This is a genomic window from Stenotrophomonas sp. YJH_SMC_10 (genome assembly GCF_059371555.1).
In genome coordinates, this window is record NZ_JCAFUS010000008.1 from 1 (window position 1) to 17,493 (window position 17,493).

16 protein-coding genes are annotated in these 17,493 nt (G+C 66.5%); 13 read left to right on the plus strand and 3 right to left on the minus strand.

Annotation, left to right across the window (positions count from 1 at the left end):
- The first annotated feature begins 37 nt into the window (after window positions 1-37).
- The 6 genes from AC5P9C_RS11670 (at window position 38) to galU (ending at window position 5,675) form a co-directional block, all read left to right on the plus strand.
- Window positions 38-343: an integration host factor subunit beta gene (locus AC5P9C_RS11670; protein ID WP_005409286.1), complete on the plus strand. Its 306-nt coding sequence runs from the start codon at window positions 38-40 to the stop codon at window positions 341-343.
- A 77-nt stretch (window positions 344-420) separates the two neighbouring features.
- A complete protein-coding gene (locus AC5P9C_RS11675) occupies window positions 421-705 on the plus strand; it encodes a lipopolysaccharide assembly protein LapA domain-containing protein (protein WP_049464482.1) in 285 nt (94 codons plus the stop codon).
- 6 nt (window positions 706-711) lie between these two features.
- Window positions 712-1,890, plus strand: coding sequence for a lipopolysaccharide assembly protein LapB (gene lapB, locus AC5P9C_RS11680; RefSeq protein WP_005416232.1), 1,179 nt, complete (start codon window positions 712-714; stop codon window positions 1,888-1,890).
- A gap of 3 nt (window positions 1,891-1,893) precedes the next feature.
- Window positions 1,894-2,883, plus strand: coding sequence for an MraY family glycosyltransferase (locus AC5P9C_RS11685; protein ID WP_049464484.1), 990 nt, complete (start codon window positions 1,894-1,896; stop codon window positions 2,881-2,883).
- Between the two features lie 3 nt (window positions 2,884-2,886).
- On the plus strand, window positions 2,887-4,800 hold the full coding sequence (locus AC5P9C_RS11690) for a polysaccharide biosynthesis protein (protein ID WP_049464485.1): 1,914 nt from the start codon (window positions 2,887-2,889) through the stop codon (window positions 4,798-4,800).
- Complete coding sequence (gene galU / locus AC5P9C_RS11695) at window positions 4,797-5,675, plus strand: UTP--glucose-1-phosphate uridylyltransferase GalU (RefSeq protein ID WP_032954121.1); 879 nt, start codon at window positions 4,797-4,799, stop codon at window positions 5,673-5,675. The genes AC5P9C_RS11690 and galU overlap by 4 nt, the downstream gene beginning before the upstream one ends.
- Before the next feature lie 488 nt (window positions 5,676-6,163).
- On the opposite strand, the gene AC5P9C_RS11700 is transcribed toward galU, so the two are convergent.
- The 3 genes from AC5P9C_RS11700 to AC5P9C_RS11710 form a co-directional block, all read right to left on the minus strand.
- Entirely contained in the window at window positions 6,164-7,372 is a 1,209-nt protein-coding gene (locus AC5P9C_RS11700) for an acetyl-CoA C-acyltransferase (protein ID WP_019661304.1), read from the minus strand.
- A gap of 69 nt (window positions 7,373-7,441) precedes the next feature.
- Entirely contained in the window at window positions 7,442-9,814 is a 2,373-nt protein-coding gene (locus AC5P9C_RS11705) for a 3-hydroxyacyl-CoA dehydrogenase/enoyl-CoA hydratase family protein (protein ID WP_049464708.1), read from the minus strand.
- Between the two features lie 26 nt (window positions 9,815-9,840).
- Entirely contained in the window at window positions 9,841-10,506 is a 666-nt protein-coding gene (locus AC5P9C_RS11710; RefSeq protein ID WP_343542570.1) for a TetR/AcrR family transcriptional regulator, read from the minus strand.
- Window positions 10,507-10,819: 313 nt separating this feature from the next.
- Between AC5P9C_RS11710 and ndk the strand changes: the two genes are divergently transcribed.
- The 7 genes from ndk (at window position 10,820) to der (ending at window position 17,448) form a co-directional block, all read left to right on the plus strand.
- On the plus strand, window positions 10,820-11,245 hold the full coding sequence (gene ndk, locus AC5P9C_RS11715) for a nucleoside-diphosphate kinase (protein WP_005409295.1): 426 nt from the start codon (window positions 10,820-10,822) through the stop codon (window positions 11,243-11,245).
- Between the two features lie 10 nt (window positions 11,246-11,255).
- Window positions 11,256-12,461, plus strand: coding sequence for a dual-specificity RNA methyltransferase RlmN (gene rlmN, locus AC5P9C_RS11720; RefSeq protein WP_049464712.1), 1,206 nt, complete (start codon window positions 11,256-11,258; stop codon window positions 12,459-12,461).
- Window positions 12,448-13,233: a type IV pilus biogenesis/stability protein PilW gene (gene pilW / locus AC5P9C_RS11725; protein WP_313227422.1), complete on the plus strand. Its 786-nt coding sequence runs from the start codon at window positions 12,448-12,450 to the stop codon at window positions 13,231-13,233. The genes rlmN and pilW overlap by 14 nt, the downstream gene beginning before the upstream one ends.
- 18 nt (window positions 13,234-13,251) lie before the next feature.
- Window positions 13,252-14,124, plus strand: coding sequence for a RodZ domain-containing protein (locus tag AC5P9C_RS11730; RefSeq protein ID WP_414615341.1), 873 nt, complete (start codon window positions 13,252-13,254; stop codon window positions 14,122-14,124).
- Between the two features lie 64 nt (window positions 14,125-14,188).
- Entirely contained in the window at window positions 14,189-14,827 is a 639-nt protein-coding gene (locus AC5P9C_RS11735; RefSeq protein ID WP_014646859.1) for a YfgM family protein, read from the plus strand.
- Entirely contained in the window at window positions 14,827-16,035 is a 1,209-nt protein-coding gene (bamB, locus tag AC5P9C_RS11740) for an outer membrane protein assembly factor BamB (RefSeq protein WP_049464719.1), read from the plus strand. Before AC5P9C_RS11735 ends, bamB begins: the two co-directional genes overlap by 1 nt.
- Before the next feature lie 15 nt (window positions 16,036-16,050).
- Window positions 16,051-17,448, plus strand: a complete 1,398-nt coding sequence (gene der / locus AC5P9C_RS11745; protein WP_057494082.1) for a ribosome biogenesis GTPase Der — start codon at window positions 16,051-16,053, stop codon at window positions 17,446-17,448.
- Window positions 17,449-17,493 lie beyond the last annotated feature (45 nt).

Genomic DNA, 17,493 nt, shown 5'->3' on the forward strand with positions numbered 1-17,493 from the left:
CCGTTTCAGGCTGAGATGCCCCTGATGTGAGCCGGTGATGACCAAATCCGAACTGATCGAAATCCTTGCGCGCCGGCAGGCGCACCTGAAGGCCGATGATGTCGATCTGGCGGTGAAGTCGTTGCTGGAAATGATGGGCGGATCGCTGTCCGCCGGGGATCGCATCGAAATCCGTGGTTTTGGCAGCTTCTCGCTGCACTATCGTCCGCCGCGCCTGGGCCGCAACCCGAAGACCGGCGAATCGGTTGCCCTGCCGGGCAAGCATGTCCCCCATTTCAAGCCGGGCAAGGAACTGCGCGAGCGGGTCAGCAGCGTGCTGCCGCTGGATGCCGATCCGGCCTGAGCCTGCCGTCGCGCCACCGCGTGCGAATCCAGCCGCGAGTCGGATAAGCTACGGACTCCTGCCACTGGAGCTGTCGCATGAAGGTTTTTCGTCTGCTGGTCCTGCTGGCGGTGCTGATCCTTGGGTTGATCATTGGTGCGGTCAACATGACCGCGATGTCGATCAACCTGCTGTTTACCCAACTGCACACCTCGGTGGGCGTGGCCCTGATCGCCGCGCTGCTGGTCGGTGTGGTGGTCGGTGCCGGGCTGGTGCTGGTGAGCGTGGTCATTCCGCTCTACGGCCAGCTGCGCCGCGCCAACAAGTCCGCTGTCGCTTCGCCGGCACCGGTCGCTTCCAACCAATCTTTTGATGGACGTTGATCGAAGATGGATTTCGTCACCGAGTGGTTCTGGTTCTTCCTGTTCGTTCCGCTGGCCGCACTGGCCGGGTGGGTGATCGGACGTCGCGGCGGCCAACGCCACGGTGACAGCCAGGTCAGCCGCCTGTCGAGCACCTATTTCCGGGGCCTGAACTACCTGCTCAACGAGCAGCCGGACAAGGCCATCGAGCTGTTCCTGCACATTGCCGAGCTGGACAAGGAAACCTTCGAGACCCAGGTCGCGCTGGGCCACCTGTTCCGCCGCCGCGGCGAAGTCGACCGTGCCATCCGCCTGCACCAGGGCCTGGTCAACCGTCACGACCTCAGTGATGCACAGCGCGTGCAGGCTCTGCTGGCGCTGGGCGAGGACTACATGAAGTCCGGCCTGCTGGATCGTGCCGAGACCGTGTTCACCGAGCTGGCGCAGCTGGACCAGCGCGCCCCCCAGGCGCTCAAGCACCTGATCGGTATCTACCAGGCCGAGCGTGACTGGGAAAAGGCGATCGACAACGCCACCCGTTTCGAGGATGTCACCGGCGAGCCGATGGGCAAGCTGATCGGGCAGTTCGAATGCGAACTGGCCGAGCGGTTCCGTGGCGCCGGCAAGCTGGAAGAGGCGAGGGCAGCGATTGCGCGGGCCTACCAGGCCGACGCGATGTCGGTGCGCGCCGGCATCATCGAGGGCCGCCTGGAGACCGACGCCGGCAACCCGGAGGCGGCCGTACGCGCCTTCGAGCGCGCCGCGCGCAACGATCCCGAATACCTGCCGGAACTGCTGCCGGCCTTGATGCAGAACTACCGCAAGGTTGGCGACCTGGCAGGCGCACGCGCGTTCCTGTCGGAGATGACCGAGCATTACCGCGGCATCGCCCCGGTACTGGCGCTGACGCGCCTGATGGAAGAGCAGGAGGGCGTGGCGCCGGCGCGTGCCTACCTGGGCCGCCAGCTCAAGGATCGTCCGTCGGTGCGTGGCGAGTCCGCGCTGATCGACCTGACCCTGGCCGAGGGCGCCGATTCCACGGCCACCCTGCACGACCTCAAGCACATCACCGACCAGCTGCTGGTGCGCAACCCGGCCTATCGCTGCACCCGCTGCGGCTTCGGCGCGCGCACCCACCACTGGCAGTGCCCGAGCTGCAAGGAGTGGGGGACGGTCAAGCCGCTGCTGAATTACGCGGTGCTCTGATCCATGCCCTGGCTTGTGATGGGCGCGCTGCTGGCGCTCGCCCTGCTGAGCGCGCTGCTGACGTGGGCGGCACGCGGCTATGCATTGCGCCGGCAGTTGATGGACCAGCCCGGCGAACGCCGCAGCCATAGCGTTGCCACCCCGCGCGGTGGCGGCATCGCCATCGTCATCAGCCTGCTGGTGACTGCTGGCGTGGCCATGTGGGCCTGGCCCGAAGCGACTCCCAGTTTGCTGGTGGCCAGCCTTGGGCTGGTGCTGGTGGCCGGCATCGGCTGGTGGGACGACCACAAGCCCCTGCCGGCGATGCGTCGCCTGCTGGTGCACTTCATCGCTGCGGCGCTGCTGGCCGGCCTGGTCAAGGTGAACGGCGGAAGCTGGCTGTTGGCCACGCTGGTGCTGCTGTTCACTGCCTCGCTGATCAACATCTGGAATTTCATGGACGGCATCAACGGCATTGCCGCCAGCCAGGCCGTCGTAGCGATGCTGGGGCTGGCGCCGGTGCTGCCCTGGCCGTACTCGCTGGCTGCGGTGGCGCTGGGCCTGGCCTGCCTGGGATTCCTGCCGTTCAACTTCCCGCGGGCCCGGATCTTCATGGGCGATGTCGGAAGTGGAGCGCTGGGCTATGCGGTCGCGGCCGTGCTGGCGCTCGCCAGCGTGCGTACCGATATCAACTGGATCCTGCTGCTGGTACCGGTTTCGCCGTTCCTCGTGGACGCGGGCTTCACACTGCTGGCGCGCATCATTTCAGGACAACGCTGGATGGAACCCCATACCCAGCACGTCTACCAGCGCGCGGTGCAGGCAGGAGCCAGTCACCCCCAGGTGACAGGGATGTACTTTGCTTTAGGCCTGTTCAGCATTACAGTGTTCAATGTCTGCTCCAATCTGCAGCCGAGGTGGGAGGCTGCCGTGGCGATCGCGTGGTTCACCGCGCTGAGCGTCCTCTGGCTCCTCCTGCGCAATGGAATGCGCTACCGACAAGGAAATACCTGACTTATGGCTTCACCCTGGCGGGACAGAATCCTCGGCCTGATGCCGCGTTCGGCCATCGTCTGCCACGACCTTTTCATGGTCTGGGCATGCTGGCAGCTGCTCCATGCGGGGCGCTACTCGATCCTCCCCAACGCCCCGGCGCTGCCCCTGTGGAACGTCGATACCACCCTGGTGCTGCTGCTGCAGGGCCTGGTGTTCTGGCGCGTGGGCCTGTATCGCGGCCTGTGGCGGTTCGCCAGCGTCAGCGACCTGCTGAACATCTTCAAGGCCAGCTTCATCGGCATGGTGGCCATCGTGCTGGTGCTGATGTGGAAGCGCTTCGACGGCGTGCCGATGTCGGTGCTGGTGATCTATCCGTTCGCGCTGTCGGCCCTGCTGGGCGCGCCGCGCCTGCTGTACCGGGCCTGGAAGGACTACCAGGCGCTGCAGTCCGATTCCAGCGCCCGCCGGGTGCTGATCCTGGGTGCCGGCCAGGCGGCCGAGACCCTGGTGCGTGACCTGCGCCGTTCCGGCAACTTCGAGCCGGTCGGCCTGCTCGACGATGCACCGCACCTGCGTGGCGCCAAGCTGCAGGGCCTGCCGATCCTCGGCACCCTGGACGACGCACCGACGGTGGTCCGCGAGACTGCCGCCAAGCTGCTGGTCATCGCCATGCCCTCGTTGGATGCTGCGGGCATGCAGCGCGTGGTGGCGATCTGCGAAAGCACCGGCGTGCCGTTCCGTACCGTGCCCAAGCTGAGTGACATCCTGCAGGGCCAGTCGCTGCCTGGGCAGCTGAAGGAAGTGGCGATCGAGGACCTGCTGGGGCGCAAGCCGATCATGCCGGACTGGAACCTGATCCGCGGCTGGTTGGGTGGGCGCACCGTGATGGTGACCGGCGCCGGTGGTTCGATCGGCTCGGAGCTGTGCCGCCAGTGCGCGCGGCATGGTGCCGGTCGCATCATCCTGCTGGAGATCAGCGAGCTGCTGCTGCTGACCATCGAGGGCGAGCTGCGTCGCAGCTTCCCCGATGTCGAGATCGAGGCGGTGCTGGGCGACTGCGGTGACCCGGCGGTGATCCGCCACGCGCTGTCGCTGCACCCGGTCGATACCGCCTTCCATGCCGCCGCCTACAAGCACGTCCCGGTGCTGGAGCGCCAGCTGCGCGAAGCGGTGCGCAACAACATCCTGGCGACCGAGAACGTGGCCCGCGCCTGCCTGGAAGCCCGCGTGGAGCATTTCGTGTTCATCTCCACCGACAAGGCGGTCGACCCGGTCAATGCGCTGGGCGCGAGCAAGCGCTACGCCGAGATGATCTGCCAGAGCCTGGACCAGAAGTCCACGCATACCCGTTTTGTCACGGTGCGCTTCGGCAACGTGCTGGCGTCGGCCGGCAGCGTGGTGCCGCTGTTCCGCGAGCAGATCCTGCGCGGTGGCCCGGTCACGGTCACCGATCCGGAAGTCAGCCGTTACTTCATGACCATTCCCGAGGCCTGCCAGCTGATCCTGCAGGCGGCCGCCTCCGCGTCGCATGGCGCGATCTACACGCTCGACATGGGTGAGCCGGTGCCGATCCGCGTGCTGGCCGAACAGATGATCCGCCTGACCGGCAAGCAGCCGTACAAGGACATCCCGATCATCTATACCGGCCTGCGTCCGGGCGAGAAACTGCACGAGACGCTGTTCTATTCGGACGAGGACTACCGTTCGACCGCGCACCCCAAGATTCTCGAGGCTGGCGTGCGTGCGTTCTCGCGCGACCTGGTGCTGGGCAACGTGCCGCGCCTGCGTGAGGCGATTGCCAGCTACGACACGGCCAGCATCCAGGAAATCCTGTTTGCGACGATGCCGGAATTCTCGCCAATCGAACAGGATGCTTACATTTCATCCGCTAAAGTCGTGCCCTTTCCGGCACGTGAGGCGAACAGGCACCAATGAGCAAGCGAATTCGCAAGGCAGTATTCCCGGTGGCAGGGCTGGGGACGCGTTTTCTGCCAGCAACCAAGACTGTGCCGAAGGAGATGCTGCCGATCATTGATCGGCCGCTGATCCAGTACGCCGTGGATGAAGCCATCGAGGCCGGCTGCGACACCCTGGTGTTCATCACCAACCGCTACAAGCACGCGGTGGCCGACTATTTCGACAAGGCCTACGAGCTGGAGCAGAAGCTCGAGCGCGCCGGCAAGCAGGAGCAGCTGGAGCTGATCCGGCACGTGCTGCCCAATGGCGTGCGCGCGATTTTCGTGACCCAGGCCGAGGCACTGGGCCTGGGGCATGCGGTGTTGTGCGCCAAGGCCGTGATCGGCGACGAGCCGTTCGCGGTGCTGCTGCCCGACGATCTGATCTGGAACCGCGGTGCCGGTGCACTGAAGCAGATGGCCGACCTCAATGAGGCCAGCGGTGCCAGCGTGATTGCGGTGGAAGACGTGCCGCACGAGAAGACCGCCAGCTACGGCATCGTCGCCACCGAGGCGTTCGATGGCCGCAAGGGCCGCATTTCGCAGATCGTCGAGAAGCCGAAGCCGGAGGACGCGCCGAGCGACCTGGCGGTGGTCGGCCGTTATGTACTGAGCCCGAAGATCTTCGAACTGCTGGAACAGACCCAGACCGGTGCCGGCGGCGAGATCCAGCTGACCGATGCGATTGCCGAGCTGCTGAAGACCGAAGAGGTCGACGCCTATCGTTTCGAGGGCACCCGTTTCGACTGCGGCACGCATCTGGGCCTGGTGGAGGCGACGATCCGCTTCGCGCTGGACAACCCGAAGCTGGCCGGCCCGGCGCGGGAGAAGCTGGCGGCGATGCTGGCGGAATAAGGGGTTTATCAAGCGCTCCGTCAGCGCTTTGATTGATACGTGATGGGCGGGACGGGTGGGCCGTTGCAGGACACGCCGTAAACCCGTCCATGGGGGCTCGATGGCGCCATCCATGGCGCCAACGGTCCTGCAACGGCCCACCCGTCCCGCCTGTCAGGTTTCCTGCGGGCGCGGACGGGAAGGGCGGAATCAAGGGCAAGAGCAAAAGCAAAAAAGGCAGCCGATGGCTGCCTTTTTTGCTTGTGGGGTTGCTTGTGGGGTCGGATCCCTTTGCGTAGCAAAGGGCTCTGACCCCAGCTCTTGATCCTGCCTTTGCTCACCCTTCCGCCGCGCGGAATGATGGATGGCACGGGTGGGTGAGGCTGACCGGGACTGTCAGCGGCATGGATGCCGCTGCCAAGCCCCCAGGGACGGGTTCACGGCGTGTCCCGGGCAGTCTCATCCACCCGGGCCCCACCGCCAGCAATCAGCCGGCAACGCCTTGAACCTTACAGCGCCTCGAAAATACCCGCCGCGCCCATGCCGGTACCGATGCACATCGTCACCATGCCGTACTTCTGCTGGCGACGACGCAGGCCATGCAGCAGGGTCGCGGTGCGGATCGCACCGGTCGCGCCCAGCGGGTGGCCCAGGGCGATCGCGCCGCCCAGCGGGTTGACCTTGGCCGGGTCCAGGCCGCAGTCGCGGATCACCGCCAGCGACTGCGCGGCGAAGGCTTCGTTGAGCTCGATCCAGTCCAGCTGGTCCTGGGTCAGGCCGGCCTGCTTCAGTGCCTTCGGGATCGCGGCGATCGGGCCGATGCCCATCACTTCCGGGCGCACGCCGGCCACCGAGAAGCTGACGAAACGCGCCAGCGGGGTCAGGCCGTAATCCTTGATCGCCTGCTCCGAGGCCAGCAGCACGGCGCCGGCGCCGTCGCTCATCTGCGACGAGTTGCCAGCGGTGACGGTGCCGCCGAACTGGCCGTTGCGGAACACCGGGCGCAGCTTGGCCAGGCCTTCGGCCGAGGAATCCGGGCGCGGGCCTTCGTCGGTGTCGGCGATCTTGTTGCGGGTGATGATGCGCTGGCCATCGGCCAGGTCCGGCAGGTGCGAAACGATCTCGTACGGGCTGATCTCGTCCTTGAATTCGCCGTTCTGGATCGCGGCCATGGCCTTCTGGTGCGAGGCCAGGGCGAAGGCGTCCTGGTCTTCGCGCGAGACCTTCCACTCTTCGGCCACCTTTTCGGCGGTGATGCCCATGCCGTAGGCGATGGCCACGTGGTCGTTGTCGAACACGCTCGGTGCCATCGCGATCTTGTTGCCCATCATCGGCACCATCGACATCGACTCGGTGCCGCCGGCCAGCATCAGGTCGGCGTTGCCCAGGCGGATCGCGTCGGCGGCCTGCGCCACGGCCTGCAGGCCGGAGGAGCAGAAGCGGTTCACGGTCTGCGCGGCGATGGTGTTGGGCAGGCCGGCCAGCAGCACGCCGATGCGCGCCACGTTCATGCCCTGCTCGGCTTCGGGCATGGCGCAGCCGATGATCGCGTCATCGATGCGGTTGACGTCCACGCCCGGGGCCTGGGCGACGACGCTGCGCAGCACGTGCGCAAGCATGTCGTCGGGGCGGGTGTTGCGGAACATGCCCTTGGGCGCCTTGCCAACCGGGGTGCGGGTGGCGGCGACGATGTAGGCGTCCTGGATTTGCTTGGTCATTGCAATGATCTCTTGAATAGGGGTTGGAAGAGGTTGCCGGCCAGCGGCCGGCACTACCGATGTCTTCCGTCAGTTCCGCAGCGGCTTGCCGGTCTTCAGCATGTGCGCGATGCGGGCCTGGGTCTTTTCCTGCTGGGCCAGTTCGACGAAGTGCTTGCGCTCCAGGGTCAGCAGCCACTCTTCGTCGACCAGGGTGCCGCGATCGACCTTGCCGCCGCACAGCACGGTGGCGATGCGCTCGGCGATCTCGTAGTCGTACGGGCTGATGAAGCGGCCTTCCAGCATGTTGACCAGCATCATCTTGAAGGTGGCGATGCCGACGTCACCGGCCACCTGGATGCGGCGTGCCGGCAGCGGCGGACGGTAGCCCGCTTCGGCCAGGGCGCGTGCTTCGGCCTTGGCGATGTGCAGGGCCTCGTAGCTGTTGAACACCACCTTGTCGGTGCTGCGCAGCAGGCCCAGTTCCTTAGCGTTGACCGCCGAGTTGGACACCTTGGCCATCGCCACGGTCTCGAAGGTCTTCTTCAGTTCGGCGAACACGTCGCCACCCGGGCCGGCGGCCTGCGAGGCGCGCACGGCCAGTTCCTTCAGGCCGCCACCGGCCGGCAGCAGGCCGACGCCGGCCTCGACCAGGCCGATGTAGCTTTCCAGGAAGGCCACGGTCTTGGCGCTGTGCATCTGGAACTCGCAGCCGCCACCCAGGGCCAGGCCACGCACGGCGGCCACCACCGGCACCAGCGAGTACTTGATGCGCTGGCTGGTGCGCTGGAAGTTGGCGACCATTTCTTCGAACTGGTCAACCTTGCCGGCCTGCAGCAGGCCCAGCGCACCGGCCAGGTCGGCACCGGCGGAGAAGGGTTCCTTCTGCTGCCAGATCACCAGGCCCTGGAAGTCCTTCTCGGCGCGGCTCACGCATTCCTGCAGGCCGTCCAGCACCTGGTCGGACACGGTGTTCATCTTGGTCTTGAAGCTGACCACGGCGATGCCATCGCCGTCATGCCACATGCGCAGGCCGTCGTTCTCGAACACGGTCTCGCCCGGCGCGAAGGTCTCGCCCAGCAGCGGATCCGGGAAGCGCTGGCGCTGGTACACCGGCAGCGACGAGCGCGGCAGCTTGGCGTTGCGCGACGGGCTGTAGCTGCCTTCGGCGGCATGCACGCCGTCGCGGCCATCGAACACCCAGTCCGGCAGCGGCGCATTGCTCATGCTCTTGCCGGCGACGATGTCATCGGCGATCCACTGTGCCACCTGCTTCCAGCCGGCGGCCTGCCAGGTTTCGAACGGGCCCAGCGACCAGCCGTAGCCCCAGCGGATGGCCAGGTCGACGTCGCGCGCGGTCTCGGCGATGTCGGCCAGGTGGTAGGCGCTGTAGTGGAACAGGTCGCGGAAGGTCGCCCACAGGAACTGCGCCTGCGGGTGCTGGCTTTCGCGCAGCTTGGCGAACTTCTCGGCCGGATTCTTGATCTTCAGGATCTCGACCACTTCCGGGGCGGCGGTGCGATCGGCCGGGCGGTAGTCCTGCTTCTCCAGGTCCAGCACGACGATGTCCTTGCCGACCTTGCGGAAGATGCCGGCACCGGTCTTCTGGCCCAGCGCGCCCTTGGCGATCAGCGCGTCCAGCCACTTCGGCGACTTGAAGAATGCATGCCACGGGTCGTTCGGCAGGGTGTCGCCCATGGTCTTGATGACGTGGGCCATGGTGTCCAGGCCGACCACGTCGGAGGTGCGGTAGGTGGCCGACTTCGGGCGGCCGACCAGCGGACCGGTCAGACCGTCCACTTCATCGAAGCCCAGGCCGAACTGCTGGGTGTGGTGGATGGTCGACAGGATCGAGAACACGCCGATGCGGTTGCCGATGAAGTTCGGGGTGTCCTTGGCGTACACCACGCCCTTGCCCAGGGTGGTGACCAGGAATTCTTCCAGGCCTTCCAGCACGGCGGCATCGGTGGTGGTGGCCGGAATCAGCTCGGCCAGGTGCATGTAGCGCGGCGGGTTGAAGAAGTGCACGCCGCAGAAGCGGTGCCGCAGCTGCTCGGGCAGCACGTCGGCCAGCTTGTTGATGCCCAGGCCGGAGGTGTTGGAGGCCAGCACCGCGTGGTCGGCCACGAACGGCGCGATCTTCTTGTACAGGTCCTGCTTCCAGTCCATGCGCTCGGCGATGGCCTCGATGATCAGGTCGCAGTCCTTCAGCTGCTCCAGGCCGGAGTCGTAGTTGGCCGGGGTGATGGCTTCGGCCAGCGACTTGCTGGCCAGCGGCGCCGGGCTCAGCTTGCCCAGGTTGGCGATCGCCTTCAGCACGATGCCGTCGGCCGGGCCTTCCTTCGCAGGCAGGTCGAACAGCACGGTGTCGACGCCCGCGTTGGTGAGGTGGGCGGCGATCTGGGCACCCATGACGCCGGCACCCAGCACGGCGGCGCGGCGGACTAGCAGGGAATTGGACATGGTGTAAGGCCTTTGTTGGTCAGCAGTTACTGGGTGGAATCAAGGGAAGCGGGCAGGGCGCTGGCGCGTGCGGAGGCGCGGAACCCGGCTTCGGCGAAATGGATCAGTTCGTGGGCGGCATGGGCACGATGCGCCGCTTCGGTGACACCGGCGGGACGCTTGATCAGCCCGAAGTCGGCCATGGCATAGGTGAGCGAACCGGCCAGGAAGTCCAGGCGCCAGTACAGCTCTTCCTTGCTCAGGCCGGGCACGCACTCGCCGATGGCCTTGCCGAACGCACGCAGCACGTGGCCGTAGTGGTCGGACAGGAACTTGCGCAGGTTGTCGTTCTTCTCGGCGTAGGCGCGGGCGATCACGCGCACGAAGGCGCCGCCGTTCTGGCGGTCCTGGGCCAGTGCCAGTGCCGGTTCGACGAAGGCGGCCAGCACCGGGCGCAGCTGCCCGGGGTGTTCGATGCGGGCGCGCTCGAGCTGCGCCAGACGGGCGCCGGTCATCTCGTCCATGCGGCGGCGGAATACCTCGTTGACAAGGTTTTCCTTGGAGCCGAAGTGGTAGTTGACCGCTGCGATGTTGACGTCGGCCTGGCTGGTCACCTGGCGCAGCGAGGTACCGGCGAAGCCGTGCTGTGCGAACAGCTCCTCGGCCGCGCCGAGGATCCGGTCCTTGGTCGAGAAGTGGGCGGGTTTGGCCATCGGCGGGCAGACCTTAATCAAACGATTGTTTGATACTAGGACCAGACGGTAGCGTATGGCATTTTGCAGTGCAGCAAAATCGACCGGTCCGGTCAGATTTCACTCAGGTGGGTGAATGGGGTGGGGCCGGCCGCTGGCCGGCAGCCCCGAGGTTGAATGGCGCCCAATGCCGGCCAGCGGCCGGCACTACCACGCCAGCGCTTTATCTTTTACAATTCGCCTACGTTTATCAGGCTAAGCCCGCGTCCCGACGCGGGTTTTTTTCATGTTACCCTTCGGGCCATCAGCGGCCCGATTCCATTGGAGACATCCCATGGCGCTGGAGCGCACCCTTTCGATCATCAAGCCGGACGCCGTTGCCAAGAACGTCATCGGCGAAATCTACGCCCGCTTCGAGAAGGCCGGCCTGAAGGTCGTGGCCGCCAAGTACAAGCAGCTGTCGCGCCGTGAAGCCGAAGGCTTCTACGCCGTGCACCGCGAGCGTCCGTTCTTCAACGCGCTGGTCGAGTTCATGATCTCCGGCCCGGTGATGATCCAGGCCCTGGAAGGCGAGAACGCCGTCCTGGCCCACCGCGACCTGCTGGGCGCCACCAACCCGAAGGAAGCCGCGCCGGGCACCATCCGCGCCGACTTCGCCGAATCCATCGATGCCAACGCCGCCCACGGCTCGGACTCGGTCGAGAATGCCGCGATTGAAATCGCCTACTTCTTCGCCGCCACCGAAGTCGTCTCGCGCTGAGAGTAATGCCGTGAACGAGGTCGTACAGTCCCCCGCCATCCAGCCGCTGCCGAAGTCGGCACCCACGGCTGGCAAGCAGAACCTGCTCGACCTCGATCGCGCGGGCCTGGAGAAGTTCTTCGTCGAGGTTCTCGGCGAAAAGAAGTTCCGTGCCCACCAGGTGATGAAGTGGATCCACCATCGCTACGTCACCGACTTCGATGAAATGACCGATCTCGGCAAGGTCCTGCGCGCCAAGCTGCAGGCCCATGCCGAGGTCGTTGTCCCCAACATCGTGTTCGACAAGCCCTCCGCCGACGGCACCCACAAGTGGCTGCTGGCGATGGGCGTGGATGGCAAGAACGCCATCGAGACCGTGTACATCCCGGACAAGACCCGCGGCACGCTGTGCGTGTCCTCGCAGGTCGGCTGCGGCCTGAACTGCACGTTCTGCTCCACCGCCACCCAGGGCTTCAACCGCAACCTGACCACCGCCGAGATCATCGGCCAGGTGTGGGTCGCCGCGCGCCACCTGGGCAACGTGCCGCACCAGATGCGCCGCCTCACCAACGTGGTGATGATGGGCATGGGCGAGCCGCTGATGAATTTCGACAACGTCGTGCGCGCCATGAGCGTGATGCGCGACGACCTGGGCTACGGCCTGGCCAACAAGCGCGTGACCCTGTCGACCTCCGGCCTGGTGCCGCAGATCGACCGCCTGTCCGCCGAGAGCGACGTGTCGCTGGCGGTGTCGCTGCATGCGCCGAACGACGCGCTGCGCGAGACCCTGGTGCCGCTCAACAAGAAGTACCCGATCGCCGAGCTGATGGCCTCCTGCGCCCGCTACCTGCGCGCCAACAAGCGCCGCGAATCGGTCACCTTCGAATACACGCTGATGAAGGGCATCAACGACAAGCCCGAGCATGCCCGCGAGCTGGCGCGCCTGATGCGCCAGTTCGACAACGCGGTGCAGGCCAAGGATTCGGGCAAGGTCAACCTGATCCCGTTCAATCCGTTCCCGGGCACCCGCTACGAGCGTTCCGAGGAGGCCAACATCCGCGCCTTCCAGAAGATCCTGCTCGACAGCAACGTGCTGACCATGGTGCGCCGCACCCGTGGCGACGACATCGACGCCGCCTGTGGCCAGCTCAAGGGCCAGGTGATGGACCGCACCCGCCGCCAGGCGGAGTTCAACAAGACGCTGCAGGCGGGGAAGGGGAGCGATGCCGCAGCCTGACCGCCTCTGGCTGGTGCTGTGCGCAGGCGTGCTGGCCGTCGCGGTCGGTGGCTGCAAATCCCATCCCAAGGCCAAGCTCGGCCCGAGCCAGGCCCCGGTCTATTCGGTCGGTGACCCGGAAAGCGTCCGGCGCGAAGTGCGCTGGCGCGACCTGCTGACGCTGGCGACCCGCGACATGCAGCTCGGCAACCTCGATGCCGCCGAGCACAAGGTGCGCGACGCGCTGAAACTGGCGCCCGAGGCCCCTGACGCGCTGGTGCTGCAGGCCGGTATCGACGACCGTCGTGGCCGCACCCGCCAGGCCGGCGAGAACTTCCGCAAGGCCGCCGAACTGGCGCCGCAGCGCGGCGACGTGCTCAACAACTACGGTGCCTGGCTGTGCCAGCAGGGCCGGCCGGCCGAATCGCTGGTCTGGTTCGACCGCGCGCTGCAGGCGCCGGGCTATCCCACCCCGGGCGAAGCGCAGGCCAATGCCGGCAGTTGCGCACTGGATGCGGGCCAGCTTGAACGTGCCGAACGCGACCTGCGTGCGGCGCTCGTGGCGGCCCCGGCCAACCCGGTCGCGCTGGAGTCGATGGCCCAGCTGAGCTACCGCCAGGGCCGCTACATGGAGGCCCGGGCCTTCGCCGAACGTAGGATTGCGGCTGCACCCGCAACGCGTTCCGTGTTACAACTTGCGTCTCAAATCGAAGTGAAGCTGGGCGATCGGGCGGCATCTGATCGTTATCTGCAGCGGATTCGACAGGAATTTCCGCAGGAAGCGGGCTCCTAACTCCAGGGTTGATGCATTGTGATTGATGACCAGACTGTGAGCGCTCTCGAGACTGCGGCCGGCTGCGGCACCCGCCTGCGCCAGGCCCGTGAAGCGGCCGGACTGACCCTCGAAGATGTCGGCTCGCGTCTGCGCATGCCGGTCCAGGTGGTCAGGTCGCTGGAAGAGGAACAATGGCAGAAGCTGGGGGCGCCGGTGTTCGTGCGTGGCCAGCTGCGCAGCTATGCGCGCCTGCTCGACGTGGACGTGGGCCAGCTGCTGGAACAGGCCCAGGTCGGCCCGGTGGTTCCGCCCACTCTGGTCAGTCATACCCATACCCCGCGTGCGCGCCGCATCGCCGAGAACCTCGGCCGGCGCGTGCTGTATGTCGGCATCACCGCAGTCCTGGCAGTGCCGGTGTGGTTCGCCACCCGTGGCCATTTCGACGACAGCGCCACTCCGTCGCCGAACACCGCCTCGCTGGATGCGATCCCGGCCGCCGTGCCGGTGACCCCGGCCGCCGCCGGTACCGACGCCGCGGCCCCGGCTGACACGGCCACCGCCCCGGCCAGCAAGCCGGCCGCCACCCCGTACGTGGCCTCGCTGGCGCCGGTGCCGCGTCCGGCCCCGGCCCCGGCAGCGGCTGGCAACACGCTCGAAATGCAGTTCAGCGGCGACAGCTGGGTCGACATCGGCGGCCCGGACGGCAGCACCGTCGAGAAGGCGCTGATCAGGTCCGGCGAAACCCGCAGCTTCACGCCGGGCCAGGTGACCCGGGTGACCCTGGGCAACGCCTCGGCGGTCCAGGTTCAGCAGAACGGCGCTATCGTCGATCTGACCCCCTACCAGCGAGCCAACGTGGCACGCTTTCAGGTATCCTCTGAAGGCTCCGTGGTCCCGGTTTCGCACTGAGGCGCGGTTTCACCACCTTCGATAATCCCAATGGTCCCTCCCGATGGGCGGGGCGAGAGTACGCATGGCGATCGACGATCTGCTCGACGAGCACGAACAAAGTGAACGCGTCCGCAGCTGGCTGCGGAAGAATGGCGCCAGCATCCTCGGTGGCGTAGTCATCGCCATCGGTGCCATTGCCGGCTGGCAGTGGTACCAGAAGGATCAGGGCGGCAAGCTGGCCTCGGCCAATGTCGAGTACCAGAAGGCCCTGCAGGGCCTGCAGCAGAACAAGCTTGACGACGCCGCCAAGGCGGTCAAGGCGCTCGAAGCCGGCCCGTCCAGCATCTACGGCGACCTCGCGGCGCTGCAGCTGGCCAAGGCCCAGGTCGACGCTGGCAAGAACGAAGAAGCGCTGGCGACCCTGCGCAATGTGAAGGTCGAAGGCGACCTGCAGCGCGTGGTTGACCAGCGCGTGGCCCGCCTGCTGGTGGCCACCGGCAAGAGCGACGAGGCCATCAAGCTGCTGGGCAGCGCCACCGACAGCAGCAGCCTGGAAATCCATGGCGATGCGCTGATGGCGCAGGGCAAGCGTGATGAGGCCCGTGCACAGTACGAGAAGGCGCTGAAGACGCTGGACGTGGCAGCGCCGCAGCGGCGCCTGCTGGAAACCAAGGTTATGGACGCCGGCGGCACCGTCGCCGCCCCTGCGGAGTCGGTTTGATGAGTCAGAAGGTCATGATCACCCGCGTCGCCACCGTGCTCCTGATGGGCATGGCCCTGACCGGCTGCAGCACCATGAAGGGCTGGTTCGCCGGCAAGGACGCGGCCGCGAAGAAGGCACAGGAACCGGCTGAGCTGGTCAAGTTCGAGCCGACCGTGAAGGTCAGCAAGGTCTGGTCGGTCAACCTCGGCAAGGGCGAGCGCCGCATCGGTGTGCGCCAGGGCCCGGCGGTCGCCAACGGCCACGTGTTCGCTGCGGCGATCACCGGTGGCGTGCACGCCATCGACCTGCAGACCGGCAAGAAGGTCTGGACCTGGGAGCCGAAGAAGGAAAAGAAGAAGGCCAAGCTGCGCCTGTCCGGCGGCCCGGGTGTCGGTGAGAACCTGGTCGTGATCGGCACGCTGGACGGCCAGGTCATCGCGCTGGACATCAACGACGGCAGCGAGAAGTGGCGCGCCCGTGTCCCGGGTGAAGTCATTGCCGCGCCGGCCGTGGCCCAGGGCCTGGTCTACGTGCGCAGCAACGATGGCCGCGTCACCGCCTTCGATGCCGGCAACGGCACCCAGAAGTGGTTCAACCCGAGCGAGCTGCCGGCGCTGACCGTGCGCGGCAACGCGCCGGTGGTGACCGGTCCGGGCGTGCTGTTCATCGGCAAGGACGAGGGCGCGGTTGCCGCCCTGGCCCAGCAGGATGGCCGCACCCTGTGGGAGCAGAACCTGGGCAACGGCGAAGGCCGTACCGAGCTGGAGCGCATGGCTGACGTCGATGGCGCGCCGGTGCTGGAGGGCAACACCCTCTACGTGAGCAGCTTCAAGAACCAGACCATGGCCATCGAAGGCCCGACCGGTCGCCCGCTGTGGGCGCGCGACCATGGCGGTGCAGGTGGCGTGGCGGTGTCGTCGGGCAATGTGTTCGTCACCGACAACAAGGGCGGCGTGTTCGGCCTGGACAAGGCCAGCGGCGCAGCGATGTGGTCGCAGACCGCCTTGGCCCGTCGTTCGCTGACCGGCCCAGCGCTGCAGGGCGACTACGTGGTGGTCGGCGACTACAAGGGATACGTGCACTGGTTGCAGACCTCCGATGGTGCGATGGCGGCACGGGCAAAGAGCGGTGGTGATGCCCTGCTGGCCCAGCCGGTCGTCGCAGACGGGGTGCTGCTGGTGCAGAACGTGGATGGCAAGCTGACCGCCTTCCGGTTGGCAAATTAATACGGAGTAATCGCGATGCTGCCTTTGGTCGCCCTGGTTGGACGGCCGAATGTCGGCAAGTCGACCATTTTCAATGCGTTGACCCGCACGCGTGACGCCCTGGTCCATGACCAGCCCGGCGTCACCCGCGATCGCAACTACGGCGTCTGCCGCCTCGACGAGGACAACCATTTCCTGGTCGTGGACACCGGCGGTATCGCCGGTGAGGACGAAGGCCTGGCCGGTGCCACCACCCGCCAGGCGCGTGCGGCGGCTGCCGAAGCGGACCTGATCCTGTTCGTCGTCGATGCCCGCGAGGGCACCTCGGCGCTGGACGACGAGATCCTGTCCTGGCTGCGCAAGCTGTCGCGCCCGACGCTGCTGCTGATCAACAAGATCGACGGTACCGACGAGGACAGCGTCCGCTCCGAGTTCGCCCGTTACGGTTTCGGCGAGATGCTGACCGTGTCGGCCGCGCATCGCCAGGGCCTGGACGACCTGCTGGACGAAGTGATCCAGCGCCTGCCGGAAGAAGGCAGCGGCGAAGAGCTGGACAACGATCCGAACCGCATCCGCATCGCCTTCGTCGGCCGCCCGAACGTGGGCAAGTCGACCCTGGTCAACCGCATCCTCGGCGAGGAGCGCATGATCGCCTCCGACGTGCCGGGCACCACCCGTGACTCGATCGCGGTGGACCTGGAACGTGATGGCCGCGAATACCGCCTGATCGATACCGCCGGCCTGCGCCGTCGCTCACGCGTGGACGAGGTCGTCGAGAAGTTCTCGGTGGTCAAGACCATGCAGTCGATCGAGCAGTGCCAGGTGGCCGTGCTGATGCTCGACGCCACCGAAGGCGTGACCGACCAGGACGCCACCGTGCTCGGTGCCGTGCTCGATGCCGGCCGCGCGCTGGTGATCGCCATCAACAAGTGGGATGGCCTGACCGAGTACCAGCGCGAGCAGGCCGAAACCATGCTGTCGCTGAAGCTGGGCTTCGTGCCGTGGGCCGAGTCGGTGCGCATCTCGGCCAAGCATGGCTCGGGCCTGCGCGAGCTGTTCCGTGCGGTGCACCGCGCGCACGAATCGGCGAACAAGACCTTCACCACCAGCGAAGTGAACAAGGCGCTGGAAGTGGCCTACGAGACCAACCCGCCGCCGACCATCCGCGGCCATGTCTCCAAGCTGCGCTACGTGCACCCGGCCGGTTCCAACCCGCCGACCTTCATCGTGCACGGCACCCGCCTGAAGGAACTGCAGGAGTCGTACAAGCGCTACCTGGAGAACTTCTTCCGCAAGCGCTTCAAGCTGATCGGCACGCCGGTGAGCTTCATCTTCCGCGAGGGTACCAACCCGTACGAGGGCAAGAAGAACGTCCTCACCGAGCGGCAGATCAAGGCCAAGCGGCGCTTGATGAAGCACGTCAAGGGCAAGTGATTCACAGAAGGCGGCCGCAGGGCCGCCTTTCTTGTTTGTGGTAGT